Raw genomic sequence first — 25,281 nt, 5'->3', positions numbered from 1 at the left:
TCCCGCGATGGTTGACGTCCCTTCGCCTCCGCCGGCTCCGGTGGTGGCTCCTCCTCGTCGTGAGATCGGGGTCGGGTCGTTCGGCTCGGCGTCTGACTGGTGGGGCGACCTCGCCAACGAGCGTGTCCCGGAACTCCGGTGGCCGCTGGCTTACGACGTGTACGACGACATGGTGAAGACCCCCCAGGTCGGGGGCGTGTTCACCGCGGTTGTTCAGACGATCCTCGGGACGGGGTGGCGGATCGACGGGACCGGGTGCCGGCCGGAGATCGTCGCGCATGTCGCGCGGGATCTCTCGCTCCCGGTGGTCGGGTCGAACCACGCGGATGAGGAGGCGGCGGTTCCTGCCGCCGAGCGGTTCTCGTGGGACGAGCACGTCGAGGTGGCCGCTGACGAGTACCTCCGGTACGGGCACTCCGTGTTCGAGCAGAAGGCGATCCCGGGCGAGGACGGACTCTGGCACCTCGGGAAACTCGGGTGGCGGTCGGGGCGTTCGCTGACCCGGTTCGAGGTCGCTCGTGACGGTGGTCTCCGGTGGATCGAACAGGCCACGGTTGACGGCTTCGGCGGGCTGACCGTCGGTTCGACTCGGCTCCCGGTCAACCGGGTCGTCGTCTACGCGCGGCATCGTCGCGGCGGCAACTGGCGAGGCGAGTCGCTCCTCCGTGCCGCCTACGGGCCGTGGCTCATGTCCTCGCGCGCGCAGCGGATCGAACTCATCCTCGGGGAACGGGCCGGTGCTCCGCTCGTCGTCTACGAAGGCGCGGAAGGCGAGCAGGACCTCACGGCCGGCCGTGATCTCGCGAAGGCCGTTCGGGTGGGCGCTGAGGCCGGCGTGGCGGTTCCGAACGGCGCGGCTATCCACTTGAAGGGGGTCGAGGGGGAACTCCCCGACCTCGACAAGATCATCCGCCGGCACGACGAGCGGATCGCCGGGTCGGTCCTGGCGAACTTCCTCAACCTCGGTTCTCAGCAGGGAACGGGCTCCTACGCGTTGGGGTCGACGTTCTTCAACGCGTTCGTGCTCGCGCTCCAGAAGATCGCGAAGGACCTCGCGCGGACGGCGTCGCGGCATGTCGTCGCCGACCTCGTCGGTTGGAACTGGCCCGGCGAACGGGCGCCCCGCGTCGTGTTCGACGAGATCGGTGCTCGGCGGGACGCGCTCGTCACCGCCCTCGCGACCCTCGTTCAGGCGGGGGTCCTCACTGCGGACCAGAACCTCGAGGAGTTCGTCCGCTCCGCGATCGGTGTGCCCTCTGCGGGCTCGTCGACCGGCGTCGCATGACCACCCGAAGGAGAGGGGATTCCCCGATGAATCATCAGCAGCGACGGGCCGCGCTCGCGGACCTGCGACGTCGCGCCGAGGCGGCGCGTGCGTCGGGCGCCGAGTCCCGGGTCGTCGTGACCCGGTCGGCCGCCGACGCCGCCACCGATGGATCCGGCGACGGAGCAGCCGCTCCGGCGTCGTCGGCGGAGCTCTGGCTCTACGGGACCGTCGGCGGCTACTGGTGGGGGTTCGACTCCGACGACGTCGCGAAGGAACTCCGCGCCCTCGGCGCTGTCGACCACCTCCTCGTGCGTCTTCACAGTTTCGGCGGGAACGCGATCGAGGGGGTCGCGATCGCGAACCTCCTCGCGAACCACCCGGCCGGAACGACGACGGTCGTCGTCGACGGGCTCGCCGCGTCCGCGGCGTCTCTGATCGCTCTCGCCGGCGACGAACTAGTCATGTCGCCGGGTGCTCAGTTGATGATCCACGACGCGTGGACCGTCGCCGCCGGGAACGCCGCAGAGCTTCGCGCGGAAGCCGACTGGATCGACAAGCAGTCGCAGAACTACGCGGAGACCTACGCCCACCGCGCCGGCGGTACCGCCGCCGAGTGGCGGGACGTGATGACCGCGAACAACGGAGACGGGACGTGGTACTCCGCTGAGGAGGCGGTTACTGCGGGGCTGGCGGACCGGGTCGCGAACATCGCGTCGACCACGCCGCCGCCGCCGATCCCGGACCCGGCGGACGTCGTCGACGTCGCGCCCGACCTCGCCGCGTCCGCGGCGTGGGACCTCGACGTCCTCCTCCACCCCGCGGCGCGTGCCGCGTTCACCGAGCGCCGTCGCGGCGCCCTCACGCCCCCGAGCGCGTCCGCGGTCGGGTCCCTCAACACCGAAGGAGGCTCTGTCGTGTCGTTCTCCGACCAGGCAGTTTCCACCCTGCGGACCAAGCTCGGCGTCGCCGGGGACGCGGACGAGACCGTCATCTTGGCGGCTCTCGACGAGGCCCTCGACGAGCGCGCCGACGAGCAGCCGTCCGCGTCCATCCCGGAGGGTCACGTCGTGATCCCCGCCGCCAAGCTCGCGACCCTCGAGGCCGGTGCTCGCGCCGGCGCCGATGCCGCGAAGCGCCTCCACGACCGGGACCGGGAGGCGTTCCTCGACGCCAACCGGACGAAGTTCCCGGCGGGCCTCCGCGCCGCGTGGGCCAAGCAGTACGACCTCGACCCGGCCGCGGCGGTCGCCGCGCTCGCCGAGGCCCCCGACCTGATCCCCGCCGCGGAGATCGGTCACGAGCTCGTCCCGGACGCCGCTGCGGACGAGGGCGATGACCTGTACCTGTCCGTGTTCCCCGAGGATCGGAAGGGGTCCTGACGCATGCCTGACTACCTGCCTCTCCACCTGCCGGGCGCCGCGATCACGCGTACCGCGTCCGCCGCGATCACCGGCGGGAAGCTCGTCTACGTGTCCGGTTCGGGCACGGTCGCGATGACCGCCGGCGCCTCGAGCATCCCCGTCGGTGTCGCCTCGACCGACGCCGCGTCCGGTGACCCGGTCGTGATCTTCGGTCGCGGCACCGTCCACCGCCTGACCGCGTCGGGCACCGTCACCGCCGGCGACACCGTCGAGGCCGCCGCCGCCGGCGCGGTCGCGACTCACACGATCGGCACGAACGACGCCCGAGTCGTCGGCGTCGCTCTCACCACCGCGACGACGGGGAACCCCGTCGAGATCATGGAGGTCTGACCCATGCCCGGCTACACCTACCCGGCCCCGCAGCCGACCCTCTCCGGCGACATTCGCCAGATCCACCGTCTGCTCCGCGACCCCACCCTGATCGCCCGGCGTCTCCGAACGATCCTCGAACAGCGGTACGTCGCCGACGCGCTCCTCACCGGCCGGTTCTCCGCCGTCGGCGGCGGCGTGTTCTACGAGACCGGCGAGCCGATCGCGACCGGGGAGAACCCGCGCGCCGTCGGCCCCGGCGGCGAGTACCCGCTCGTTGCGATCGGCACCGGCACCGCGTCCGCTGCCAAGACCACCAAGTGGGGTCAGGACACGGAGGTCTACGACGAGACGATCGCGCGCCTGAACCGGAACCCGGTCGACCGCGCTTTCAACCAGCTCGCCAACCAGTCGGTCGCCTACGTCGACTCGGTCGCCATGTCCGCGGTCTCGTCCGCCGTGACGAACACCGCGAACCTCGGCGCAGCCCTCGCGGTCGCGTCCGCCGAGCAGATCCTCACGGCGTTCCTCTCCGCCAAGGCGAACATCATCGCGCTGAACCAGGGGTACATGCCCGACACGGTCGTGATGGACGACCTCAGTCACGCGATCGTCATGGCGAAGTTCATCGCCGCCGGCTACCTGCCCCGCGAGTCCGGGAACACGCCGCTCATGACCGGCGACTTCCCGACCCTCCAGGGGCTCCGCTGGCTCGCGACCCCGAACGGGATCGCGAACAACGCCCTGATCGCGGACACGACCCAGCTCGGCGGCATGGCGGACGAGGACCTCCAGAGTCCCGACTACAGCCGCATCGACGGGATCGGGGTCGAGGTCAAGTCGACCCGTCTCTCCGGGTCGGACGACCGCGACGGCTACCGCCTCCGCGCGCGCCGGGTCACCGTGCCCGTCGTCCTCGAGCCGCTCGCGGCCCGCAAGATCAACCTGGCCGCCTGAGGGGAGGGGTGAGGATGTATCAGGTCATCACGCCGCTCGTCATCATCCCGCACGCGGACCGGTCGAAGGGCGGCGACTGGTACGGGTACAGCGGTTCCGTCGTGCCCGAGGGGCTGAACGACGAACGCTGCGCCGTCCTGGCCGCCGAGGGGTTCCTCGCGGTCCTGGACGACCCGGTGGTCAACACCGGCGCCGACACCGGCGCCGACCAGGGCGCCGGCGTGAAGCCCGCGAAGAAGGCGACCGCCGACGAGGTGCTCGAGGAGGTCGGGACCGACGTCGAGAAGGCGAAGGCCGTCCTCGCCGCCGAGCTCGCCTCAGCGAAGCCGCGGACCGGTCTCGTCACGAAGCTCGAGGCGATCGTCGGCGCCGACGGTGGTGGCGACTGATGGGGTACGTCATCGCGCCGGCTCCGGAGGACCTCGGGTCGCCGGAGTGGTGTGTGTACGTCGCGACCCTCGGGGAGGGCGGGATCGGTTCGGTCCGGCTGTCCCCGGGGGACCCGCTCCCGGACGGTGTGACGGAGGCGGAGATCGAGCGTCTCGACCGCGCCGGTCTGATCGTCGAAGCGCCGAAGGGTCGCGGCCGGGCCGCGACGCCGCCGACGGAGGGGTGATCCCAGATGGTGACTCTCACCGGCCTCGCGAAGCTCGTCGATCACGACCTGATCGAGGCCCGTCTCTTGGAGCGCGCGCCGCGTGCTCTGGACGGCGAGGTCGGTGAGGGTCGCTCTCACGTCGACGCCGTGGTCGTGTCGATCGCCGCTGAGGTGACCGCGATCGTCGGGTCGGGGCTCGCCGAGGTCGACTGTCCGAAGCGAGACCTCGCGGTCCGTGCGATCGAGTGCGGTGCGGCGATGGAGCTCGAGGCGGACCTCTACCCGGAGCAGCCGCGCGCGGTGTATCTGCGGGAGCGGTACGCCGACCTCCTCAAGCAACTCCGCGAGTTCGTCGACGAGGCGGTCGACGGGAACGGTGACGGCGTGCCGTCGCCGGTCGGTTCGTTCCCGCCGGCGCAGCGTTACCCGGACCCGGTGTCGTGTCCGAGGCCCTACGGGTCGGGCTACGGCTACGGGGTCACGTCGTGGTGACGGGGCTTCGGTACTCCTCGGGTGCGGAGCGGCTCCTCGACCACATCGGTCGGAACCTCGCCGATCGTCGGGGTCTCCTCGACGTGATCGCCGAGGAGGGGCAGGACTACGGCCGCGAGGTGTTCGCCTCTGGCGGGTTCGGGTCGTGGGCTCCGGACAGCCTCCACACGGTCGACCTCAAGGGGTCGTCTCGGGTGCTCGTGGACACGGGCCGGCTCATGTCGGACGTAACGGGCGCTCCGGGTGTGTCGGAGTCCGCGGAGACCGTGACGGTCGGGTCCGATGCGCCTTACGTCGGGTATCTCAAGGGCGGCGCGAACGGTGCGCCGCGGCGTGACCCGACGCCTCAGCCGTCGGCGCAGCGGGTCACCAGGGTCGCGGAGCGGCTCCTCGACCACGTCGTCGGAGGTGTGCGATGACGCTCGTTCTCGTCTCGGCGGACGCGGTCTGTGAGGCGTTCGAGGCGGCGCTCGTGGATGCGGTGCCGAGGGTGATCTCGGCGGCGGGTCTGGGGGCGGCGGGGTTCGCCCCGTTCCGGTCCTGGCGCCAGACTCCGACCCTCGACGCTCTGCGGTCGTCGGCTCGTGCTCTGCCGGCCGGGGCGATCACGTCGCCGGGGCTGGCGGATCCTCCGGAGCGGTACGCCGACGGTTACGCCGCGGTGTTCCGGATCGAGGTCGGGGTCTTCGACCGCGGCACCGATTGGGAGCAGACCGCCACGAAGGCTCGCACGTGGGCGGCGATCGTGCGGGCGGCGGCGTTCGTTGATCAGTCCCTCGGCGGGGTCGCCGACGGGATCGTGTGGGTCTCCGAGTCCTACCGCCGTCTCCTCGACGGGACCACGGATCGGACTCTCGGCATGTGTGCTGTCGACTTCGACGTCCGGGTCGCGTCCGTCCTCTCTCTCGATTCCCTGCCGATCCCTTCGGATCCGCCGGTCGGTGTGGTCGCGGATGCCGCGGCCACCGTCACCACCCGCTCACTCACCTAAGGAGACCTCGTGTCCCGTCCCATGACCGTCGTCACCGTGACGACCGCGGTCCAGCGCCGAGGCGCTCCGACCGACACCGGCACCACGTTCCTCGTGTTCGCCTCCTCGACCGGCGGTCCGTCGGTCCCGACCGTGTGTTTCTCGAAGGACGACGCGACGACGGCGGGTGTCCCGTCGCCGTTCGCGGACTACGTCGCGGACGCCCTGACGCAGGGCGCGCCGAAGGTCGTCGTCCTCAAGGCCGCCGCGGTCACCCCGGCCTCCGTGACGGAGGCGGAGTGGACGGCGGCTCTCAACAAGCTGACCGTCGAGTACGGCCCGGGTCAGGTCATCATCCCCGGCGTCACGGGGACGCCGGTGCAGAATGCTCTGCTCGCGCACGCGGCGGCGTTCTCGCGGGCGGTGATCATCGACGCGGCGAGCACCGCGACCGCCTCGAGCCTGACGACGCTCGCGGCGTCGATCGCGGCGTCGCCGGGCGCGCAGTTCGCGGCGCTCGTGACGGGGTGGGTGAACTTCGCGGCCGTCGGTGGCGGGACCCGCCAGACGCCGGGGTCGGTGATCGCGGCCGGTCTCGCCGCTCGAGGTGACGCGGTCGCGGGGCACGCGAACAATGCGCCGATGGTCGACCAGGGTCGCGGGATCGGTGTCGTGACGCGTGGCCTGTCGACGTCGGTGGCCTACACGTCGGCGGAGCTCGACTCGCTCAACGACGGCGGCGTGACGGTGATCCGGGACGTCCTGCGGGCCGACTCGACCGGCGCTCTCGTGGCGGTGCCGACGCTCTACGGGTGGGTGTCGGTGTCGTCGTCGGCGTCCTACAAGCAGTTCAACTACGGCCGGTTCGTGATGGAACTCGCCTACACGCTCGGCGCGCAGATGGAGGCGTTCATCGGTCGGCAGATCGACGGTCGCGGGCGTCTGTTCGCGGAGGTGTCGGGGGCGCTGACGGGGATCCTCCTGCCGTACTACGCGGCGAACGCCCTGTTCGGTTCGACGTCGTCGGCGGCGTTCGCTGTCGACGTCGCCGGCGCGACCACGCCGGCGAACATCGTCGCCGGGTTCATCAACGCCAACGTCGAGGTCTCGCTCTCCCCGCACACGGAGAAGGTCACCGTCAACGTCCTCACCAACGTCGCGCAGGGGGTCGCAGCATGAGCACGCAGCAGCAATGGCAGATCACGGGCACGGTCGATCGGATCGCGCTCGGGGTCTTCGACACGAAGTCGGGCGGCGATCCGTCGGCGGAGGTCACGAAGTACCGGCCGGGCGGCATGTCGAAGGAGGTCGCGTTCGCGGCTCTCCCGTCGTTCTCCGACCTCACGATCGGGCGTCTGTTCACGCGTGAGCGCGACGTCGAACTCTACCGGCGTCTCGTCGGTCTCATGGGGCGTGGGGAGGCGTCGATCACGGCGCAGCCTCTCGACGTCAACGGCGCCCCGTTCGGGCGTCCGTTCACCTACACGGGGGTCCTCCAGTCCGGGACCGACCCGGAGGTCGACTCGCAGTCGGGGACGCCGAACACGTTCTCGCTCGTCTTCACGATCACGGACCGCACCTGATGGGCGGCGCGGAGGACCTGACCGGGGGCGGTATGCCCGCCGCCCCCGGTTCCCTCCTCGCCGACCTTCGGGCACGCCGTGACGCGGCACTCGCGAAGCTCTACCTCGACCTCCCGGTCCGCCGCCTTCCCGGTGTGGTGGTGCGGTTCCGGCCGGTGACGTCGGCTGAACTCCTCCGCGCGGTCGAGGCGTTCGGTGGTTCTGAGGACCCGGACGCGCAGGTCAACCACGACGCGACGCTCCTCGCGATGGGATGCGTCGCGGTGTGGACGCGGCCCGACGGTGACGACTCCTCCGAGCCGCCGGCGAATGCGCCGACGTTCGCGGACGGTGTCGCCGAGGCGCTCGGGATCACCGCGAAGACCGGCGCCGAGGCGGTGCGGGGTCTCTACCTCACCGACGGCGACGTGTCGGCGGCGGCGAAGCGGCTTCAAGTGTGGTCGGGGTTCACGATCGCCGAGGCTGACGAGGTCTTCCAGGGAAACTGATCGGCGACCCCGATCGGGGCGGCGCGCCGGATCCGGCGATCGACCTCGCCGCGCACGCCCTCAACCTCGGGGTCGCCGACCCGCTCGCGTTCATCGCGCTCTCGCCGGCAGACCTGGCGATCGCGACCGCGATCCTCCACCGGGCCGCGGCCCTCCGCGACCAGCAGCACACGACGGGCGGGTGATCGGTCATGGCTGAGGAGAAGGTCGGTCTCCGGTTCGTCGTCGACGGCCGCGGCGCGGCGGTGGGTGCGTTCGGGTCGGTGCGGTCCTCGCTCCTGTCGGTGCGGGGTGCGGCGCTCGCGACCGGCGCCGCCGTGTTCGGTGTCGGGCGTGCGCTGTCGTCGTCGATCGACGAGGCCCGGGAGGCGGAGCGGGTCGGGAAGGTCACCGAGGCCCGGCTCAAGTCGACCGGGCATCAAGCCGGGATCACCACGAAGGAGATCGAGAACCTCGCGGCGGCGATCAGTCGGAAGGCTGGCGTCGACGACGAGGCGGTCCAGTCGGGGCAAAACCTCCTCCTCACGTTCACCAAGATCCGCAACGAGCAGGGGCGCGGTAACAAGATCTTCAGTCAGGCGACCCGCGTGGTCACCGACTACGCCGCGGGCATGGCTGGCACGAACGAGGGTCTCGACCTCAAGTCGGCGGCGATCCAGGTCGGGAAGGCGCTCAACGACCCGGTCAAGGGGATCACGGCCCTCAGCAAGGCGGGCGTCCAGTTCACCGAGCAGCAGAAGGCCCAGATCAAGACCCTCGTCGAGTCGGGCCGCACCCTCGACGCCCAGAAGGTCATCCTCCGCGAGCTCCGGACGCAGTTCGGTGGGACCGCCGAGGCGCAGGCCACGATGGGCGACAAGGTGTCCGTCGCGTGGGGCAACATTCAGGAGCAGCTAGGGACCTCGCTCCTCCCGCTCCTCGACCGCGCCGAGCGGGCGTTCCTCAAGCAGGGCGTCCCCGCGATCGAGCATTACCTCGACGTCTTCGACAAACAGGGCGTCCCGGCAATCCGACGGTTCGTGAAGGCCGCGCGGCCGGTCGCCGAGGAGGTCATCCCGGCGATCGGGTCCGGGCTGTCGACGACCGCGAACGCCCTCGAGAAGGCGGCGCCCTACGCGCGGGACCTCATCGGCGCGTTCAACGATGCGCCGGAGTGGGTGAAGACCGGTCTCGCGCTCGGCGCTGGCGGAGCGTTGATCGGGCGGAAGCTCGGCGCCGGGAAGGCGGTCGCCTCGGCGCTGTCGAAGTACGGCGGCGCGACCCCGGTCTACGTGGTGAACGAGGGGTTCGGTGGTCTCGGCGGTGCCGCCGGGAAGGGGCTCGCGGGTCGGGGCGCGGCGGCTCTGGCGACCGGCACCGGCGGCGCGGTCCTGGCGGGCGCGGCGGCCGGCGCAGCGATCGGCGTTTACGTCGGCAACGAGTACGTCAGCCGGATCCCTAAGCCGGATTGGTTGACCAACCGCCAGCGGGACAACGCGCTCGCGAACAACGACCCGATGCGTGGCGCGATGGATCAGGCGGCGCTCGACCGGGCGGCGACGTCGGCGGCGAAGGCGCGCGGCGAGTTCGTGAAGACGAAGGACATGGCCGATCAACTCGGCTTCACGCTTCGGCGGACGTCCGGAATCACGATCGACGTCGACACCTCGCCGGCCAACCGGAAGCTGTCGGCGCTCGAGTACCAGGCGGCGCAGGCGGCGCAGACGATCGACACCCTGATCGGGCTCTCCTCGGGTGGGTTGTTCGGCGGGTTGATGCCTGCCCCGATCCCGCCGGATCGTCCGTCGAAGGGTGGCCGTCGTCCTCGGGTTCCGGCGGCTCCACGTCGGGTGTCTCCGCACGCCGCCGGGCGGGTCGCGGCCGGCGGTGGGCGTGGCCCGACGCACCTGTCGGCGACCCTCGTCCTGCCGGACGGGAAGGTCCTCACGGATCTCGTGGTCGCGGAACTCAAGGACCAGGAGGCGCGCCGATGATCGTCGTCTCTCCGGCCTCTGGCGGGTCGGTGATCCGGTTCCGTCAGTCGGGGCCGGGGTCGCTCTCCGGTGGTGTCGGCGGGTGGGAGGCGGTGGCGCGGTCGCGGCGTTCTGAGGCGTCGGAGTGGGTTGGGACGCCAGCGCTCGTGTGGACGGTGCCGCTCGTGCTCGGGGACGGACGGTCGTCGATCGAGTCGGACCTGCGGACGTTCCTGTCGTGGGGGCTTCCGCGTGCCGGTGGCCGGGACCCGGTGCGGGTGTCGATCGGTGGGGACGCGCTTCCCTTCGGTCGGAATCTGGTGTGGGTCATCAACGAAGCGGTGCGCGAGGAGGACGGTCTCCTCATCCGGAACGCCGCACGGGAGCGGGTTCAGCAGCGGGTGACGGTGACGTTCCGGCAGTACGTCGAGGCGTCGGTGGTGCGTGGGCCGGCGTCGAAGTCGAAGGCGGGGCGGTGATCGGCGGTGGCTCTGGACGCTGACCTCCTGATCGGTGACCTGATCGTGAAGCGCGGCGACGGTCGTCCGTGGCTTGACCTGACGAACGCGATCACGGACCCGCCGACGCTCGCCCTCACGATGGACGGTGCGGCGACGGTGACGGTCCCGATCCGGGACGCTGACGACCGGTTGATCTCGGACAAGTGGCTCCGGCGTCGTGCGTGGTGCGACGTCGCGGGCCGCCGGTTCGAGCTCGTGCGGGTGTCGAAGTCGGGGCGGACGATCACGCTGACGTTCGAGGACGGCATCGTCGCGGCGCTCCGCCGGCGGACGAGCGAGACGTCGTTCCCGGCGGACACGCTGACGCGGGCGGCGATCGTGGAGAAGCTCGCCGCGGAGGCCGACGTCCCGGTGATCGTGGACGACTCGGACTCCGAGAAGGTTCATTCCCAGGTGACCCGGTCGAAGCACGGCGAGACGGAGAACTCGTGGGATCTCCTCGGCGATCTCGCGGCGGCGCGGAACTGGCGGCGGTTCTCCGACGGCCGCCGGTTGATCGAGGGTCCGGATGCGTGGCTCCTCGAGCGGGACACCGAGCCGGTGGTGGTGACCGAACCGGTCCCGGGTGATGACGCGAACCCGGTCGAATCGTTCGACTTCGACCTCGACGTCGGGAAGCGCATGAGCGAGGCGACCCTGATCGTTGACGCGACCCGGTGGGCGTTCCCGCCGGGGTCGGTGGCGCGGGCCTCGGATGCGATGGGGCCGGCGTCGGGGAAGTGGCTCGTCTGGTCCTACACGCGTCCCCTGTCGCGGCGTCGGGCGACGGTGGTCCTTCGGCGGAAGCGGCACGAGCTCGACGAGCCGGAGCGGATCGCGACCGGCGACCTTGGGGTCCGGGACTATCTGCCGACGTCGGCGGGGGCGTCTGGGATCCCCGGGTCGGGTGCTCGGGAGAAGATGGTTCAGGCGGCGCTCGCGCAGGCCGGGAAGCCCTACGTCTACGGGGCTTCGGGGCCGGACGCGTTCGACTGTTCGGGGCTTGTGCAGTGGGCGACGAGGGCGGCGGGGAAGACCCTCGCGAAGCCGTCGGCGTCGCAGGCCGCGGCGTGTGCGAAGGCAGGGAAGTCGATCCCGGTCGCGACGGCGCTCCGCACCCGTGGGGCGCTCCTGTTCCGGATCGGGGAGGGCGACTCGAACCACGTGGCGATCAGTCTCGGGAACGGGTCGACGATCGAAGCGATGGGGACCGCCTACGGGGTCGGTGTGTTCGGCAACGCGGCCAGCCGGTCGTGGACGTCGGCGGCTCTGTGGCTCTGAAGGGGGGCCGGTCGTGGGTGTGAACGAGACGTTCGGTCGGCTCGTCGGTGACACGCCGGGCCGGTTCGCGCGGGGGCCGGTGACGGCGCGGGTCGTGAAGGTCGACCCGACGGGGGCGTGGGCGTCGCCGTTGGGGACCTCGACGGACTCGCCGGTCGGTCCGTGTCTTGGTCCGTCGCCGGCGGTCGGTTCGGTCGTGCTCCTCGTGTTCACCGATGACGGTCCGTGGATCGCGGCCGTCGACTCCTGATCCGTTCCGATCTAGGTAGGGGGTGGGGTTGATGCCTCGTCACCTCGCGTTCCCGTTCGCGGTCACCGCGTCGGGCCCGCTCGCCGCGCTGGCGCAGGACTCCGACGCTGAGATCGGTCAGTCGGTGGGGATCCTCCTCGCGACCCCGGTCGGTGACCGGCGGTGTGTGCCGGGGTACGGGCTCCCGGATCCGCTCGGGCGTGGCGCGGACGTCGACACGATCGCGCAGACGGTCAGCGCGTGGGAGCCGCGTGCGGATGCGGTCGCGGTCGCGGTGTCGGTGACGAACGCGCGCGGCGAGCAGACCGCGACCGTCGCCCTCGCCTAGCTCGCTCCCCTGTCCCTAGTTCGACCCGATCCCGGGAGGTTCTGCCATGCCCTACACCCCGCCGAGCATCGAGACCGATCCGGACGCCGTGACGACGCGGATCCTCGACGGCATGGCCGACAACATGCCGGGATGGGTCGCCGACGAGGGCGCCCCGGAGGTCGCGCTCGCCGAGGAGATCGGCCGGGAGACCGCGGCCACGAACGCGCTCGCGGTCGAGGCGATCAACTACGCGGTCGCCGGTTTCGGCGAGACGGTGTTCGGGATCGCAACGGTCCAGGACGCGCCGGCGTCGATCGCGGTCACGGTGACCGTGACCGGTGCGGGCGCGGTCCTCCCCGCCGGGTTCTCCGTGCTCGGGACGAACCCCGACGGTGTCCCGGTGTCGTTCACGCTGACGGCGCCGGTGACGTCGACCGGGACGACGGTCGCGGTCACGATGACGGCGGCGACGTCGGGGACGATCGGGAACGGTGTCCCCGCCGGGGCGGTGACGATCACGACGGCGACCGCGACCGCGGTGTCCGCCGTCGCGACCGCCGCGTCGACAGGCGGCGTCGACGCGGAGCCGATCACCGATTACCTCGACCGGCTCCTCGCCTACACCTCGACCCTCCGCCCCGGCGGTGTCCGTGCCTCCGACGTCGCGCTCCTCGCGCGCGGTGTGGCCGGCGTGGACCGGTGCCTCGCGCTCGACCTCTACAACCCGGCGACCGCGCCGGCCGTCGAGGAGCGGGCGGTGACGGTGTTCCCGATCACGACGGCGAACCAGCCGGTGACGACGCCGGTCGCGAACGCGGTCCTCGCGGCGCTCGCCGCGGTCCGCGAAGTGAACTTCAACTTCTACGTCGGGACCCCGACCTACACCAACCTCACGATCACCTACACGGCGACCGCTGAGGCGGACGCGGTCCCGGCGACGGTCGCGACCGCGGTCACCGATGCGGTGACGGCGTGGCTCCTCGAGTGGGGGCGGACGGCGTCCGATGACAAGGCGTGGGTCTCATCGCCGACGGTCCGTTACCTCGACCTCGCCCGGGTGATCGGGTCGGTCGACGGCGTGTCGTTCCTGTCGGCGCTGTCCCTCAACGGTGGGACCGCTGACGTGACCCTGACCGGTGCGGCGGCGCTCCCAGCGCCGATCGGGTCGGGGTCGACGATCACGGGGACCGTGACGTCGTGACGTCGTTCTCTCAGCGCGTCGTCGCGGCGCTCGGGGAGGCGTACCGCACGGCGGCCGGCCCGCTCCTCGAGGACCTCGTGACGGCGCTGACGGCGCCGATCGAGGACACCGACAACCTCCTGACCCCGTTCGGGTCCGACCCGTGGGCGCGGTTCTTCGACCTCGACGTGACCACGGATCCGGCGTGGCTCGGTCAGGTGATCGGGACGGTCGTCCCGCCGGGCCTGACGAACGCGGAGGCGGTCGCCTACATCCGTCAGCGGTCCGCGTGGAAGCGCGGCACCCCGGCGGCGATGACGGCGGCGATCACGCCCCTCCTCGTCGGGAACAAGCGGGTGACCCTGTTCGAGCGGGACGGGTCGCCCTGGCGGCTCCGGGTGATGGTGTTCACCGCCGAACTCGCCGCGGGGAAGACCCTCGCGGACGTGACCGCAGCAGCGGAGACCCAACGCCCCATCGGGATCGTCCTGACCACCGAGCAGCGCGCCGGGGTCACGTACTCGCACCTCACGAACCTCCACGGTCCGACGTTCGCGGCGGAGGCGACGGCGTTCCCGAACTACTCCGACGCGATCAACCACCTACCCGAGACAGGCACGGAGGTCTAGGACATGGCGACCACGACGAAGGGTGTCCCCTACCCGGTCAGCAGCGACCCGAACAACACCCCGTCATGGCTCTCGCAGCTTGCGACGTGGATCGAGAACGCGCCCGGTGTGGCGGTCCTGACGACCACCCAGCGCGACGCCCTGTCCGGTGGCGCGCGGTGGACCGGCCGGGTCATCATCAACACGACGACCTCTCAGGCCGAATACTGGACCGGGTCGGCCTGGCAGGCCCTCGCGCCGGCGACGAAGGTCGACGTCTTCACGACGTCGGGGACGTGGACGAAGCCGACGAACGCGATCGCGGTGACCGCGGTCGCGGTCGCCGGTGGTGGCGGCGGTGGCGGTGGTGCGGCGGCTGCGAATGGCGGACCGACGCCCTACGGCGGTGGCGGTGGCGGCGGTGGTGGTGTCGCGGTCGCGCACATCGCGGCGTCGGCGGTCGCCTCGACGGTCACGGTCACGGTCGGGTCGGGTGGCACCGGATCGGCGGGCGGGACGACGTCGTCGGCGTCCGTGGTGTCGGGGACGGCGGGGAACGCGGGCGGCGACTCGTCGTTCGGGACCCACGCGATCGCGAAGGGCGGCGGCGGCGGCGCGGCCGGCACGTCCTCGGCCGCGACGACCCGGTCGAACCCGGGCACCCCGGACGGCGGCGCGGGCGGGTTCTCTCAGATCGCGGTCGCGGTCACGGATCCGACGGTGATCCCGCTCGGCGGGGACACCGGCGGCGGTGGCGCAGGCGGGCGCGGCGGGAACTCGGGCAACCAGGCGGACGGTCAGGCCGGCGGCGCCGGTCAGCAGGGCACCCCGGGCGCGTTCGGCGCGAAGGGTGTCGCGGCTGGCGGGTCGAACGGCGGCGCCGCGGCGTCGACGTCGACGTCCGTCGGGTCCGGCGGCCCCGGCGGTGGCGGCGGTGGCGGCGCGGTCGCCGGGAACGGCGGCACCGGTGGCGCCGGTGCCCTCGGCGGCGGCGGTGGCGGTGGCGGCGCTGGATACCAGGCGACCGCGACCGCGGCCACCGGCGGCACCGGTGGTGCTGGCGGCGCCGGGTTCGTCCTCGTCTTCACCCTGTTCTGACCCTCGACCCCCGAAGGAGCCTGACCCATGCGTGCTGCACTCATCGACGACGACGGGCTCGTCGTCAACGTCATCGTCCTCCCGGACGGGACCCCGCCCCCGGTGCCGCTCTACGACGAGAACGGGCCGGTGTTCGAGCAGGTCCCGGCCGTCGACGACGACGGCGCCCCGGTCATGGAGACCGTCCCGGTCCTCGACGACCAGGGCGCGCCGACGTTCGAGGAGGTCCCGGTCCTCGACGAGGCCGGTCACCCGGTGACGGTGACGGTCGTCGTCGGCCACGACCCGGAGACCGGCGAGCCGATCCTCGGGGAGCAGGCGGCGACGGAGCCCCGGCCGGTCGTCGAGACCCGGCAGGCGGTCGCCCTGATCCCCGTCATGGTCCCCGCGCCGCCCTACGCGGCGCCGGACGGCCTCGAGGTCGTCGACCTCGACGACGACTCCCCCGTCGGCCCGGGTTGGTCCCGGGTCGGTGACGGGTGGGAGGCCCCGGCCCCGGAGCCGGTGATCGAGGACCCGCCGACCACGCAGGCACAACTCGACGAGCTCACCGACCTCCTGATCGAGAAGGGGCTGATCTGACATGGCGACCGCACTCGGTAAGCGGTACCTCGACCGGTACGCGGCGGGCGAGATCACCGCCGAGACCCTCGCGGGGGTCCGTGACCGCGGATGGATCACGGCGGCGGAGTACGACGCCGCGATCGCGGCGAACCCGCCGACCTGACCCATCCCCCGCCGCTCCGCCACCACAAGTCCACACCGCACCCGAGGAGGGCCTCGTGCCGTTCACGCTTCCCGTCGGGATCCCCGCGACGACCTGCCTCCTCGGCGGGGTCGCGGCTCCCCGGACCGACGTCCCTGCGGGCGCGATCATCGACGTCCGTCTGTTCATCGACCGGCCGGTGATCCACGTCGCGTCCGGGACTCGGTTCGACACGCCGCGGAAGGGTCTCCCGATCCCGCCGGCGGCGGCGGGTGTGGGGATCTCGTTCGCGGTCCCGCCGGTCGACGCGGACGGGTTCCTCGACGCCGCGACCGCGGAGCCGGTCAAGTGGTGGTCGTACCGGATCGTCGGTGTGTTCCGGTGGGCGGACGCCGCCGACGGCTCCGAGCAGACCGTCCGGATCGACAAGACGTTCCAGCCGTTGACCGTCCCGGCGACCCTCGACCTCAACACGGTCCCGGACAACGCCGAGGCGCTCCCTGAGGTCATCGCCCCGCGTCCGCCGGTGACGTCGGTCGCCGGCCTCGGTCCGGGGACGATCGACGCGGACGACCTCCGGGCGGCGCTCGGGCTCGCGCTCGTCTCGACGTGGCTCGGCCTCGTCGGCACGGAGGCGGAGGCGGATTGGTTCAAGGTCCCCGTCGTCGCCGATGACGGGTCGGTCGCGTTCGCGAAGATCACCCGGGACAGCTTCGCCCCGGAGGCGGCGGCGTCGACGTCGGTCGCCGGTGTCGTCCGGTTCGCGACGACCGCGCAGACGGTCACCGGCACGGCGTCCGACGTCGTCGTGACCCCGGCCGGTCTGACCGCCCGGATCGACGCACTGATCGGTGCCGCGCCCGGCGCCCTCGACACCCTCGTCGAACTCGCCGCGGCGCTCGGGAACGACGCGAACTTCGCGACCACGATCACGAACGCGCTCGCCGGGAAGCAGCCTCTCGACGCGACCCTGTCCGCGCTGTCGGGTCTCGCGACGAGCCCCTTCGGTCGGGGGCTCCTGGCGCTCGCCGACGCCGCCGGCCTATCCGCCCTGATCGCGAACCTCGACCCGGCGATCGCGCTCCCGAACCACCCCTACAAGCGGGTCCGCGTCCACCACCCCACCAACGTCAACGTCGCCGCGCCGGGGACGTCGACCTTCGACGGGATCGCGTGCAACGTCGGCGACCGGATCAACCTCTACGGGCAGACCAACGCCGCGGAGAACGGCCCCTACACGTTCAACGGCCCGGCCGTGCCGATGACCCGCACCCCCGACGCCGACACCGCCGCGAAGTGCGCCGGGATGATCGTGATCCCGTCGGAGGGTGTGAGCGGGACGTTCGCGCGGCGGACCACCTTCCGCTCCACCGACACCCTCGGAACCACGGCGATGACGTTCGCCCGCATGAACGACACGTCGACCGTGATCGCGGTCAACCAGGGCGGCACCGGGACGACGTCGACCCCGTCGGCGGGCGCGGTTCCCTACGCGGCATCGGGCACCTCCTACGGGTACGCCGGTCCGGGGACCGCTGGCACGGTGCTCAAGTCGACCGGCGGGACGGCGCCGGTGTTCGGCTACCCCGCCGACGTCACGACCCGGACGACGTCGACCGCGCTCGGCGTGGGAAGCGTCCCCATCAACCTGTGCGACGCGACAGCCGGGGCGATCACGATCACCCTCCCGGCGGCGTCCGGATCGAACGGCCTGACCTACACGATCAAGAAGACCGACGCCTCGGCGAACACGGTCACGGTCGTCGTGACAGGGCCGGGCACGATCGACGGCGCCGCGCAGGTCGTCCTCAGCGGCCAGGGGGACGCCGTCACCGTCACCGCGACCGGTACGGCCGGGGTCTACTACCTCGTCAGCTACGCGGGCGCCCGGTCCAAGGTGACCGTGATGACCGCGTCGGGCACCTTCACGAAGGACGCCCGGTCGCAGATCATCGAGGTCGAGGGCATCGGTGGCGGCAACGGTGGCGGCTCGGGCGCGGTCGTCGCGTCTGGGACGGCGTGCTCCGGTGGCGCAGCCGGGGCGGGCGGCGCGGGGTTCCTCCGTCGGATGCCGGCCTCTGTGGTCGCGGCGTCGGTGCCCTGCACCGTCGGCGCCGGAGGCGCCGGCGGTGCGGCCGTGTCGACGGCGAGCACCGCCGGAAGCGACGGCGGCAAGGGCGGAACGACCCAGTTCGGCACGAACTCGACCGACTACCTCGCATATGCGACCGCGAACGCGGTCTCGAACCGTGGCGGCCAGATCGGAGCGAACGCCGCCGGGACGACGAACATCGGGCAGTTCCTGTCTGCCGGGTCCGCTCAGGGGAACCTCGCCGGAGTCGGTGGCGCCGCAGCGAACGCATCCGGTCTCTCCGCTCCCGGCGGCGGCGCGGGGGGCGGGATCTCGGCTACCCCGGCGGCGTTCAACGGCGGATCGGGTGTCGCCTCGTGGGGCTTCAACGGCTCCACCCCTGGCGGCGGCACGGCCCCCGGTGGCGCTGGCGGCGCAGGTGGGGACGCCCCGACCCTGTCCCTCGGGACCGTGGTCTACGGCTCCTCGGGCGGTGGCGGCGCCTCGTCGATCACCGGCAACGGCGGCAACGGCGGCAACGGCGGCCGGTACGGCGCCGGTGGTGGTGGCGGCGGGTCGTGCCTGAACGGGTCGACGTCCGGCAAGGGCGGCGACGGCGCCCAGGGGATCCTCATCATCCGAGAGTGGTTCTGATGGGGGGTCACGCGCGCGTGATCGAGGTCATCGTCGACCCGACCGGACCGTCGAAAGATTGGCTCGACTACGGGCTGACCGTCGGCGCGTTCGTCGTCCTCCTCGCCGGTTGGTATCGGTGGGGGCTCCCCCGGTGGCGCCGGTGGCGGCGTGACGTCGTCGCGGTCCGCGACGCGCTCGTCGGCCGCGACGAGCTCGTCGACACGATCACCGGGGAAGTACGCGCCCCCGCGCTCCCCGGGATCGGGGTCCGTATGGCGGCGGTCGAGGAGTCGAACGCCGACCTCCGGACCGCGCTCCACACCCTCACCCAGACCACCGAGGTCCTATCGGCGACCGTCACGAAGCTCGCGAGTCAAGACGCCGCGATCATCAGCCTGACCCGGAAGGTCGAGACGCTCGATGACCACGTCGACACCTGCAACAAGCGGTCCGCCGCCGGGTCGACCGCGATCGCGGACCTGACCGAACGGGTCGGGCGGCTCGAAACCGCGGCGATCGAACGGGTCGTCGGTCACGTCGACTCGGCGTCCGCGTGGTCCGCGGTGGAGACCGCGGTCAAGGCGACCCCACCGGGACCCGAATCCGGGCCTCTCCCGGCCCGGGACGCCTCGACCGGCCCGATCCCCGGGGATCCGCCTCACGAAGGCTGACAGGCCGCCTGTCGCCTCTCCGGGACCCGTGGGGTCCCGGTCCTGATCGGAGCGGCGGAGCCGTCCCTCCCTTTCCGCGCACGGGCCCCGGTTGCCCGTGCTGTCCGGGCAGCAGCACGGACCCCGACACGCCCCGTGTCGCGCGGAACCCGGACGGCTCCGCCGCTCCCCCTTCGCCCGCTCTGTCCCGGAGGTGTCGCGTCGCGCCGGTGTGTCCCGACGTGTCGTCGAGGACCTCCGCGACGCGTCGCGCCCGACGTCGGACGCGACACCTCGTCCGCTCCACCTCGCCCGAAGGAGTTCCACCATGCCCGCACGCATCCCGACCAAGCTCGAGCGCGCCGCGTCGAAGGCCCGCCGCAACGGACAGACCGTCGAACCGGTCGTCGAGGCCGGCACCCTCAAGCCGCTCCCCGTCACCTACCCCTACGGCGTGAAGAACGACAGCTACGCCGCCGGCCACCACACCGGCGAGGACCACGCCTGCCCGATCGGATCCCTCGCGATCTCGACGGTCTGGGGCGAGGTCGTCCAGGTCTCCACCTCCGGCGGGTCGTGGGGCTCCGCCTACGGGACCGTCGTCGTCCTCCGCGCCCGGTCCGGTCACGACGTCGGTTACTGCCACCTGTCGAAGACCCGCGTCAAGGTCGGCGACGTCGTCCGGCCCGGCACGATCATCGGAGAGACCGGGAACTCGGGGAACTCGACCGGCCCGCACCTCCACTTCGAGGTGCGTCCCGCCGGCGGCCGGTACGGCTCCGACGTCGACCCGGTCGTCGTGAAGCGCACCCCGAAGGGCGCCCGATGACGACCCGCGTCGTCCGGTGGGTCGCCGCGCTCGTGGTCGCGGCCGGAATCGTCACGGTCCCGCCCGCGACCCCGGCCGCCGGCGCGCCCGCCGCCGCGTCCGCCGTCTCACCAGGTCAGCGCGACGCGTCGCGGCTGGCCATGGGCGACGCGTCGCGCTCGGCCGCGCGCGACGGGTTCGACGCGGTCACGTGGAACGTCCTCTACACCACCCCCGCCCGCCGGCTCGCCCCGATCCTCAAGGGCTTCCGCGCTCGCGGCGTCACCCTCGCCCTGATGAACGAGGCCGGCGGCGCCGACCTGACGCGGATGATCCGCGCGCAGGGCTGGCGCTCGTGCGCGCCCCGCGGTCAGTGGCGGGTCGCGTGGGACCCGACCCGGTGGGCCCGCGACTCGAGGTGTCGCGCTATCCGGCTGTCGCCCTCGACCTATTACTCCATGACGTCGCGCCGGTGGACGACGACCTACGCGGCGACGATCCGCCTCCGCGACCGGGAGAGCGGGCTCAAGCTCCGCACGTACTCCTACCACCTCCCCACGCACGTTCAGCGGCCCCCGATCCTCGCGAACCGGGTCCGGGTGTCCGCTGAGGCGATGCGCCGCCTTCACGAGCTCGCCGAGCACCACCCGCACGCCGACGCCGTGCTCGCCGGCGGAGACGACAACCTCGACGAACGGTTCGGCGGGCGCGCCCGGTGGCCGTTGTACGTCTCGCAGCCGGGCGGGTTGCGGCTCGTCCAGCCTCCGGCCGGGACGCTCGGGCGGCACGGGCGCCGGGTCGACGACTTCCGCACGATCAGCCTCGACCCCGGACGCGGGTGGACCGCGCCGTCCGGAGGCGATCACCAGGCCCACGGGCGGGCGTTCCGGTGGCACCCGTGACCGACGTCATCCGCGACCCGCTCGACGACGAGCGGGGCGGGCTCCTCGTCGAACCGTTCGCGCTCGTCGCGTCGGCGGTCATCGCCGGCGTCGTCGGTGGCGCTGGCGCCATGGCCGGCCTGTGGGCGCTGACGTGGCGGATCGCGGGTCGGCGTGCCGCCGCGACCCTGCCCGCTCGGACCCGAGGAGGTGCTCGTCGTGCGTAACCCCCTGTCCCCCGTGGTGCGCTTCGGGATCCACGTCTCCGGCGTGCTCGCCGCCGTCCTGGCGACGTGGGTCCAGACCCACGACCTCGGCGCAACCCTCACCGCCTACGCGGTCGGCACCTCAAGCCTCGCGGCGTCGCGGGTCGACTTCGACCGCAGGAGCTAGCGCGGCTCCTTCCTCGCCGCGCTCGCTCCTCTTGATCCGCCCTCGTCTCCCGCTCGGGAGGCGGGGGCGGATTTTCTTCGTCTACCCCCTTGACCGGGTGTAATACACCCGCTAACGTTCTACTCATGAACACGACCTCCACCACCCGGACCGCCACCCTCAAGCGCGGCGACGTCGCTACCTTCGTCACCCCCTACGGAAACCAGACCGTCCGGGTCGTCGGCGCGCAGCGCCTCGGCTCCGCGCGGTGGCTCGTGATCGAGTTCGCCGACGGCGACCGCATCGTGACCCACCCCTCGCACCTCGCTGCCGCGTGATGACCACCGAGCGTCTCACGCCCGCAGGCCACCCGACCCCGATCGGGTGGGACGACTGGTCCTCCAGCGCCCGCGACCTCTACGACGACCGCATGACCCGCGACGCCGAGCGTCGCGCCGCCCGCACCGCCAACACCGCCCCCAAGGAGTAGACCCACCATGACCGGAGACCTCAACCTCGACCACATCGCCGACCTCCTCACTTCGACCCACGGAATCGGGCACGTGACGATCCTGATGACCGGCGGCGGCGTCGCGACGCTCTACGTCGGCCCGTTCGTCGACGACCCCGACGGCGGGCGCTCCGTCATCGCCGCCGGACCGGGCACCTACCGCACCGAAGGCCCTTCAACCGCGCACGCCTCCGATTTCTACGTCGGCCCCGACGGCGACGACGAGACGTTCGTGAGCCCCTCCCCCGACGCAACCGACGAGGACGTCGCGCTCCTCATCCTCACCGAGTACGCCAAGGCCCTCGCCGCCCGCGACGACCTCATCGACCCGTGGGTAAACGCCACCATCGCCGAGATCTCCGACCTCATCGGGGACGGCACCCTCCCGCCCGACGTCGCCGACTACTCCTCCCTCCACGACCACATCGACGCGAACACCCTCGGCGGCATGTGCGCCGACGGCGTCGTCCTCGACCTCGGCATCGTCCGCGAGGTGCAGGACCGCGTTGACCGCTACCTCAAGACCGGGAGCACCCACGGAATCGAGACCCCCGAGGATCGGCGTCTCGCCGCGAACGGTCTCGCCGGAGCGCGCGGCAAGCTCGCCGCCCACCCCGCGCTCGAATGGGACGTCGAGGAGATCGGCGGCGGCGGGGTCGTCGTCATGATCGACCAGCCCGACGGCGTCCGGGTCCTCTCGTGGGAGGGTGACGCGTTCGTCGTCGGCACCTACCCCGGCGCGACGTGGTGGGAGACCGGCGAGCCGACCGAATGGGAGGAGTTCCCGACCCTCGACGCCGCGATCGCGCACCTCGCGACCTCGACCACCTCCGCCGCCTGATGCCGAACCAACGCGCCGACGGGCGTCGCGTGTCGACCTACGCGGCCCCCGCCGCCCTCATCGCCGCAGCGCAGGAGAAGGCCCGCGAGGAGGGCCGCACGGTGTCCGACGTGATCGTCGACGCGCTCCGCGCCTACACCGGTCTCGCCGAGTGAGGGCCTAGCTCGCTACCCACGTGTACGACCCATCGGCGGCGCTGATCGTCACCGTCACCGAGAAGAATGACCCGTCGCTCGCGCGGCCCTCACACGTCAGAATGTCGCCGTCCGAGACCCGCTCGGTCGGACAGTCCACGTCGAGGGACACCTCGGTCCCGACCTGCGCGACTAGCTGACGTTCGATCTCCCGCTCGTCGTTCCCGCCAGCGTTGAACGTCGCCGACCCGTTCGACACGATCGCGGCGGTCCCGAGCCCGGTCACGACCGCCGAGGTCACCGCGCCCGCGACGAGGAGCCCCGATTGCAGGGTGGGGACCTTCACGACCCGGGCGACGAAGTAGACCCACCCGAACAGGACCCAGAACACGAACCCCTCACTCGTGAGGCCCGCCGCGCGGAGCCGGTTCGCGTCCTTCACGCTCGCGACCACCACGACCACCATGACGACGAGCGTGACGACCGCCGCCGCGCCCGACCCGTAGGCCCCGAGCAGGTAGGCGCCCCACGTGATCGGGATCGGCGGCGCGACGGCCCACCATCCCCACGCCGGCGACGGCTCGCCCGTGCTCGGGCCCCGCGAGACGACCGCCGGAGCGCGGCGGGTCTCCGGCGCTGGCGGCGGGTGGGCGCCCGGAGGTGTCGCGGGGATCCTCGGCGACGCTTCCGGCGCTCGGGTCCGGTGAGACCACGCGGTCCCGGTCCACCACTGATCGAGGTTCGGCCACTCGGGCGACGGATACCACCCGGCGGGCGGTGACGGTGGGGGCGTCGAGGTCATGCCGTCGAGGCTAGGACGCCGCCGCCCTCGTCGTCACGGACCGCCGCGCCGCCGGTCCAGACGACAGGAGGGCCCCCGCCGGATCACCGGCGGGGGCCCTTGTCGCCGTTCCCCCCGATGCGTGGGGACGTGAGGAGGGGAACGGCGTCGACGAGCGGCTGAGGGGAAGGGGAGTCCTCAGGCAACCTCGTCGTAGTCGACGGTCGGGGTCATGCTCGAGGTAGCGGCGACCGCGGCGCGGATCCGGTTCACGCGGACGAGGGTGTAGATCGCGGTCGTCTCGGGCTTCGCGTGCCCGAGGAGCTCCTGCACCGCGCGGAGGTCCTTCGTGATCTCCAGGGCGACGGTCGCGCACCGGTGCCGCAGGGTGTGACACGTCCACCCGTCGGGGAGCGCCGCAGACACGAGCCTTCCGATGTGCGCCGGCGTGAGGGGGCGGCCGGCCATGCCCCACGCTTCGGAGGTGAACACGTAGCCGGCGGGGCCGCGCAGGATCGGTCCGGCGATCGACGTCGGGACCGGGACCATCCGCTCTTTCCCGCCCTTCCCGCGGACGAGGAGCACGTGACGCCGTGCGCCGGTCTCGTCGAGGTCCTCGACGACGTCCTCGCGGCGGAGTCGGGCGAGTTCGCCGCGGCGCAGACCGCACACGGACGACAGGAGCAGCATGAGCCGGACGCGGACGTCGGCGGCGCGGAGGGCTTCGGTGAGGATCGTTTCGGGGAGGGGTCGGGGAAGTGAGCGGGGGACGTTGACGGCGGGGGTGAGGGCGGCGGGGTTGTCCTGTCGGTGACCGGTGGCTTGGGCCCACGCGTAGAACGCGCGGAGGCTGGCGCGGTAGCTCCGCAGGGTGGCGGGCTTCCATCCGGTCGACTTCGCGGACAGGAACCGGACGAGGTCCTCCGGGGTCGCCGACCAGGGGTCGATCCCGAGGTCGGTCATGACGCGCCGGACGTGGTAGGTCCGGAGTCGGATCGTCTCCTCGGACCGGTTCGCGGCCCGCATCCATGCTTCCCACCGGGCTAGTTCAGTGAGTGTGATCGTCATAGCTGAGGACCCTCCCTGGTCTAGGGACGGGTCCTCAACCGTCGTCTGTACCGGACTCCCGGAAACCCCCGGGGGTACGGGACGCTGGCGGGTTTCTTTACCTTCGCGCTCGTCGCTCACGCGGCGTTCCGCACGGTCCGGAGCCGCACCGCCGGCACCCGGGGGCGCAGGGTGTCGCGGCGGATCATGTGGACGTCGAGGTGTTGCTCGAACGCGACCAGGGCGAGCCGGGTCCGCTCGTCCTCGGGGTCGAACACCGCAGGGCAGAACGGGCACGTGTAGGGGTCGTGAGTCGTGTCGTGCGTCATCGCGCACCTCCGACAGCTGCGACGGCCCCCGTGACCCGCATCGCCTCGACGAGGTCGGCGAGCAGCGCGCCGACACAGTCCGAGCACCAGACCGCGCCGCACTCGTGCGGGGTGGGACGCGAGACCAGCGCGTCCGAGGAGTAGTGCTCCCACGGGCGCGGGAGCGTGCACCGCCCCGGGCCGCGGTCGACGGGCTCGGCGGTCGCGCCGCACTTCGCGCACGCGATCACGACGCCCTCCGAGCACGGCG

At 72.1% G+C, this 25,281-nt stretch carries 34 protein-coding genes; 30 read left to right on the top strand and 4 right to left on the bottom strand.

Going from position 1 to position 25,281, the window contains the following annotated elements; all coding sequences use genetic code 11:
- Nucleotides 1–7: 7 nt before the first annotated feature.
- The 30 genes from ABD671_RS09115 (at nt 8) to ABD671_RS08970 (ending at nt 22,895) form a co-directional block, all read left to right on the top strand.
- On the top strand, nt 8–1,285 hold the full coding sequence (locus tag ABD671_RS09115) for a phage portal protein family protein (RefSeq protein ID WP_344733007.1): 1,278 nt from the start codon (nt 8–10) through the stop codon (nt 1,283–1,285).
- A 26-nt stretch (nt 1,286–1,311) separates the two neighbouring features.
- Complete coding sequence (locus ABD671_RS09110) at nt 1,312–2,646, top strand: head maturation protease, ClpP-related (RefSeq protein ID WP_344733006.1); 1,335 nt, start codon at nt 1,312–1,314, stop codon at nt 2,644–2,646.
- 3 nt (nt 2,647–2,649) lie between these two features.
- The gene (locus tag ABD671_RS09105) at nt 2,650–3,018 is read left to right on the top strand and encodes a capsid cement protein (RefSeq protein ID WP_344733005.1); all 369 of its coding nucleotides are present in this window, start codon (nt 2,650–2,652) and stop codon (nt 3,016–3,018) included.
- Nucleotides 3,019–3,021: 3 nt separating this feature from the next.
- On the top strand, nt 3,022–3,954 hold the full coding sequence (locus ABD671_RS09100) for a phage major capsid protein (protein ID WP_344733004.1): 933 nt from the start codon (nt 3,022–3,024) through the stop codon (nt 3,952–3,954).
- Between the two features lie 14 nt (nt 3,955–3,968).
- Nucleotides 3,969–4,343, top strand: coding sequence for a hypothetical protein (locus tag ABD671_RS09095; protein ID WP_344733003.1), 375 nt, complete (start codon nt 3,969–3,971; stop codon nt 4,341–4,343).
- 233 nt (nt 4,344–4,576) lie between these two features.
- Nucleotides 4,577–5,044 carry a hypothetical protein gene (locus ABD671_RS09090; RefSeq protein ID WP_344733002.1) on the top strand — a complete coding sequence of 156 codons (468 nt, stop codon included), beginning with the start codon at nt 4,577–4,579 and terminating at the stop codon, nt 5,042–5,044.
- A complete protein-coding gene (locus ABD671_RS09085) occupies nt 4,993–5,463 on the top strand; it encodes a phage virion morphogenesis protein (RefSeq protein WP_344733001.1) in 471 nt (156 codons plus the stop codon). The genes ABD671_RS09090 and ABD671_RS09085 overlap by 52 nt, the downstream gene beginning before the upstream one ends.
- The gene (locus tag ABD671_RS09080) at nt 5,460–6,035 is read left to right on the top strand and encodes a hypothetical protein (RefSeq protein WP_344733000.1); all 576 of its coding nucleotides are present in this window, start codon (nt 5,460–5,462) and stop codon (nt 6,033–6,035) included. The genes ABD671_RS09085 and ABD671_RS09080 overlap by 4 nt, the downstream gene beginning before the upstream one ends.
- 9 nt (nt 6,036–6,044) lie before the next feature.
- Nucleotides 6,045–7,193, top strand: coding sequence for a hypothetical protein (locus tag ABD671_RS09075; RefSeq protein ID WP_344732999.1), 1,149 nt, complete (start codon nt 6,045–6,047; stop codon nt 7,191–7,193).
- Nucleotides 7,190–7,597, top strand: a complete 408-nt coding sequence (locus tag ABD671_RS09070; RefSeq protein ID WP_344732998.1) for a hypothetical protein — start codon at nt 7,190–7,192, stop codon at nt 7,595–7,597. The genes ABD671_RS09075 and ABD671_RS09070 overlap by 4 nt, the downstream gene beginning before the upstream one ends.
- A gap of 32 nt (nt 7,598–7,629) precedes the next feature.
- Nucleotides 7,630–8,085, top strand: a complete 456-nt coding sequence (locus tag ABD671_RS09065; RefSeq protein WP_344732997.1) for a hypothetical protein — start codon at nt 7,630–7,632, stop codon at nt 8,083–8,085.
- Nucleotides 8,086–8,369: 284 nt separating this feature from the next.
- On the top strand, nt 8,370–10,058 hold the full coding sequence (locus ABD671_RS09060) for a hypothetical protein (protein WP_344732996.1): 1,689 nt from the start codon (nt 8,370–8,372) through the stop codon (nt 10,056–10,058).
- 155 nt (nt 10,059–10,213) lie between these two features.
- Complete coding sequence (locus ABD671_RS09055; RefSeq protein ID WP_344732995.1) at nt 10,214–10,516, top strand: hypothetical protein; 303 nt, start codon at nt 10,214–10,216, stop codon at nt 10,514–10,516.
- A 6-nt stretch (nt 10,517–10,522) separates the two neighbouring features.
- Nucleotides 10,523–11,818 (top strand): C40 family peptidase, encoded by a 1,296-nt coding sequence (locus ABD671_RS09050; protein WP_344732994.1) that lies wholly within the window; start codon nt 10,523–10,525, stop codon nt 11,816–11,818.
- A 281-nt stretch (nt 11,819–12,099) separates the two neighbouring features.
- Nucleotides 12,100–12,396: a GPW/gp25 family protein gene (locus ABD671_RS09045; protein ID WP_344732993.1), complete on the top strand. Its 297-nt coding sequence runs from the start codon at nt 12,100–12,102 to the stop codon at nt 12,394–12,396.
- Between the two features lie 46 nt (nt 12,397–12,442).
- On the top strand, nt 12,443–13,579 hold the full coding sequence (locus ABD671_RS09040) for a baseplate J/gp47 family protein (RefSeq protein ID WP_344732992.1): 1,137 nt from the start codon (nt 12,443–12,445) through the stop codon (nt 13,577–13,579).
- Nucleotides 13,576–14,187: a hypothetical protein gene (locus ABD671_RS09035; protein WP_344732991.1), complete on the top strand. Its 612-nt coding sequence runs from the start codon at nt 13,576–13,578 to the stop codon at nt 14,185–14,187. Before ABD671_RS09040 ends, ABD671_RS09035 begins: the two co-directional genes overlap by 4 nt.
- A gap of 3 nt (nt 14,188–14,190) precedes the next feature.
- On the top strand, nt 14,191–15,264 hold the full coding sequence (locus ABD671_RS09030; protein WP_344732990.1) for a glycine-rich domain-containing protein: 1,074 nt from the start codon (nt 14,191–14,193) through the stop codon (nt 15,262–15,264).
- A 27-nt stretch (nt 15,265–15,291) separates the two neighbouring features.
- Nucleotides 15,292–15,846, top strand: coding sequence for a hypothetical protein (locus ABD671_RS09025; RefSeq protein WP_344732989.1), 555 nt, complete (start codon nt 15,292–15,294; stop codon nt 15,844–15,846).
- A 1-nt stretch (nt 15,847) separates the two neighbouring features.
- Entirely contained in the window at nt 15,848–15,991 is a 144-nt protein-coding gene (locus tag ABD671_RS09020; protein WP_344732988.1) for a hypothetical protein, read from the top strand.
- A 55-nt stretch (nt 15,992–16,046) separates the two neighbouring features.
- Nucleotides 16,047–18,695, top strand: coding sequence for a hypothetical protein (locus ABD671_RS09015; RefSeq protein ID WP_344732987.1), 2,649 nt, complete (start codon nt 16,047–16,049; stop codon nt 18,693–18,695).
- The gene (locus ABD671_RS09010) at nt 18,620–19,348 is read left to right on the top strand and encodes a hypothetical protein (RefSeq protein ID WP_344732986.1); all 729 of its coding nucleotides are present in this window, start codon (nt 18,620–18,622) and stop codon (nt 19,346–19,348) included. Before ABD671_RS09015 ends, ABD671_RS09010 begins: the two co-directional genes overlap by 76 nt.
- Nucleotides 19,349–19,655: 307 nt before the next feature.
- Nucleotides 19,656–20,156, top strand: a complete 501-nt coding sequence (locus ABD671_RS09005) for a M23 family metallopeptidase (protein ID WP_344732985.1) — start codon at nt 19,656–19,658, stop codon at nt 20,154–20,156.
- Entirely contained in the window at nt 20,153–21,037 is an 885-nt protein-coding gene (locus ABD671_RS09000) for a hypothetical protein (protein WP_344732984.1), read from the top strand. Before ABD671_RS09005 ends, ABD671_RS09000 begins: the two co-directional genes overlap by 4 nt.
- Complete coding sequence (locus ABD671_RS08995) at nt 21,034–21,243, top strand: hypothetical protein (protein WP_344732983.1); 210 nt, start codon at nt 21,034–21,036, stop codon at nt 21,241–21,243. The genes ABD671_RS09000 and ABD671_RS08995 overlap by 4 nt, the downstream gene beginning before the upstream one ends.
- Nucleotides 21,236–21,409 (top strand): hypothetical protein, encoded by a 174-nt coding sequence (locus ABD671_RS08990; protein WP_344732982.1) that lies wholly within the window; start codon nt 21,236–21,238, stop codon nt 21,407–21,409. Before ABD671_RS08995 ends, ABD671_RS08990 begins: the two co-directional genes overlap by 8 nt.
- A gap of 125 nt (nt 21,410–21,534) precedes the next feature.
- Nucleotides 21,535–21,726 carry a hypothetical protein gene (locus ABD671_RS08985; protein ID WP_344732981.1) on the top strand — a complete coding sequence of 64 codons (192 nt, stop codon included), beginning with the start codon at nt 21,535–21,537 and terminating at the stop codon, nt 21,724–21,726.
- Nucleotides 21,726–21,878, top strand: coding sequence for a hypothetical protein (locus ABD671_RS08980; RefSeq protein WP_344732980.1), 153 nt, complete (start codon nt 21,726–21,728; stop codon nt 21,876–21,878). Before ABD671_RS08985 ends, ABD671_RS08980 begins: the two co-directional genes overlap by 1 nt.
- Before the next feature lie 7 nt (nt 21,879–21,885).
- Nucleotides 21,886–22,740 carry a hypothetical protein gene (locus tag ABD671_RS08975; RefSeq protein ID WP_344732979.1) on the top strand — a complete coding sequence of 285 codons (855 nt, stop codon included), beginning with the start codon at nt 21,886–21,888 and terminating at the stop codon, nt 22,738–22,740.
- A gap of 29 nt (nt 22,741–22,769) precedes the next feature.
- Nucleotides 22,770–22,895: a hypothetical protein gene (locus ABD671_RS08970; protein WP_344732978.1), complete on the top strand. Its 126-nt coding sequence runs from the start codon at nt 22,770–22,772 to the stop codon at nt 22,893–22,895.
- A 4-nt stretch (nt 22,896–22,899) separates the two neighbouring features.
- Here the strand turns inward: ABD671_RS08970 and ABD671_RS08965 are convergent, their stop codons facing one another.
- The 4 genes from ABD671_RS08965 to ABD671_RS08950 all read right to left on the bottom strand — a co-directional run bounded on the left by ABD671_RS08965 (nt 22,900) and on the right by ABD671_RS08950 (nt 25,261).
- Nucleotides 22,900–23,676, bottom strand: coding sequence for a DUF4333 domain-containing protein (locus tag ABD671_RS08965; RefSeq protein WP_344732977.1), 777 nt, complete (start codon nt 23,674–23,676; stop codon nt 22,900–22,902).
- A gap of 177 nt (nt 23,677–23,853) precedes the next feature.
- Nucleotides 23,854–24,843 carry a tyrosine-type recombinase/integrase gene (locus ABD671_RS08960; RefSeq protein ID WP_344732976.1) on the bottom strand — a complete coding sequence of 330 codons (990 nt, stop codon included), beginning with the start codon at nt 24,841–24,843 and terminating at the stop codon, nt 23,854–23,856.
- Nucleotides 24,840–25,031, bottom strand: coding sequence for a hypothetical protein (locus tag ABD671_RS08955; RefSeq protein ID WP_344732975.1), 192 nt, complete (start codon nt 25,029–25,031; stop codon nt 24,840–24,842). The genes ABD671_RS08960 and ABD671_RS08955 overlap by 4 nt, the downstream gene beginning before the upstream one ends.
- Nucleotides 25,028–25,261 (bottom strand): hypothetical protein, encoded by a 234-nt coding sequence (locus ABD671_RS08950; RefSeq protein ID WP_344732974.1) that lies wholly within the window; start codon nt 25,259–25,261, stop codon nt 25,028–25,030. The genes ABD671_RS08955 and ABD671_RS08950 overlap by 4 nt, the downstream gene beginning before the upstream one ends.
- Nucleotides 25,262–25,281 lie beyond the last annotated feature (20 nt).

The sequence above is a fragment of the Nocardioides fonticola genome (assembly GCF_039536805.1).
GTDB classification, from domain to species: Bacteria; Actinomycetota; Actinomycetes; order Propionibacteriales; family Nocardioidaceae; genus Nocardioides; species Nocardioides fonticola.
Note: the sequence above shows the minus strand (reverse complement) of the source record. Positions and strands in the feature narration are given on the sequence as shown.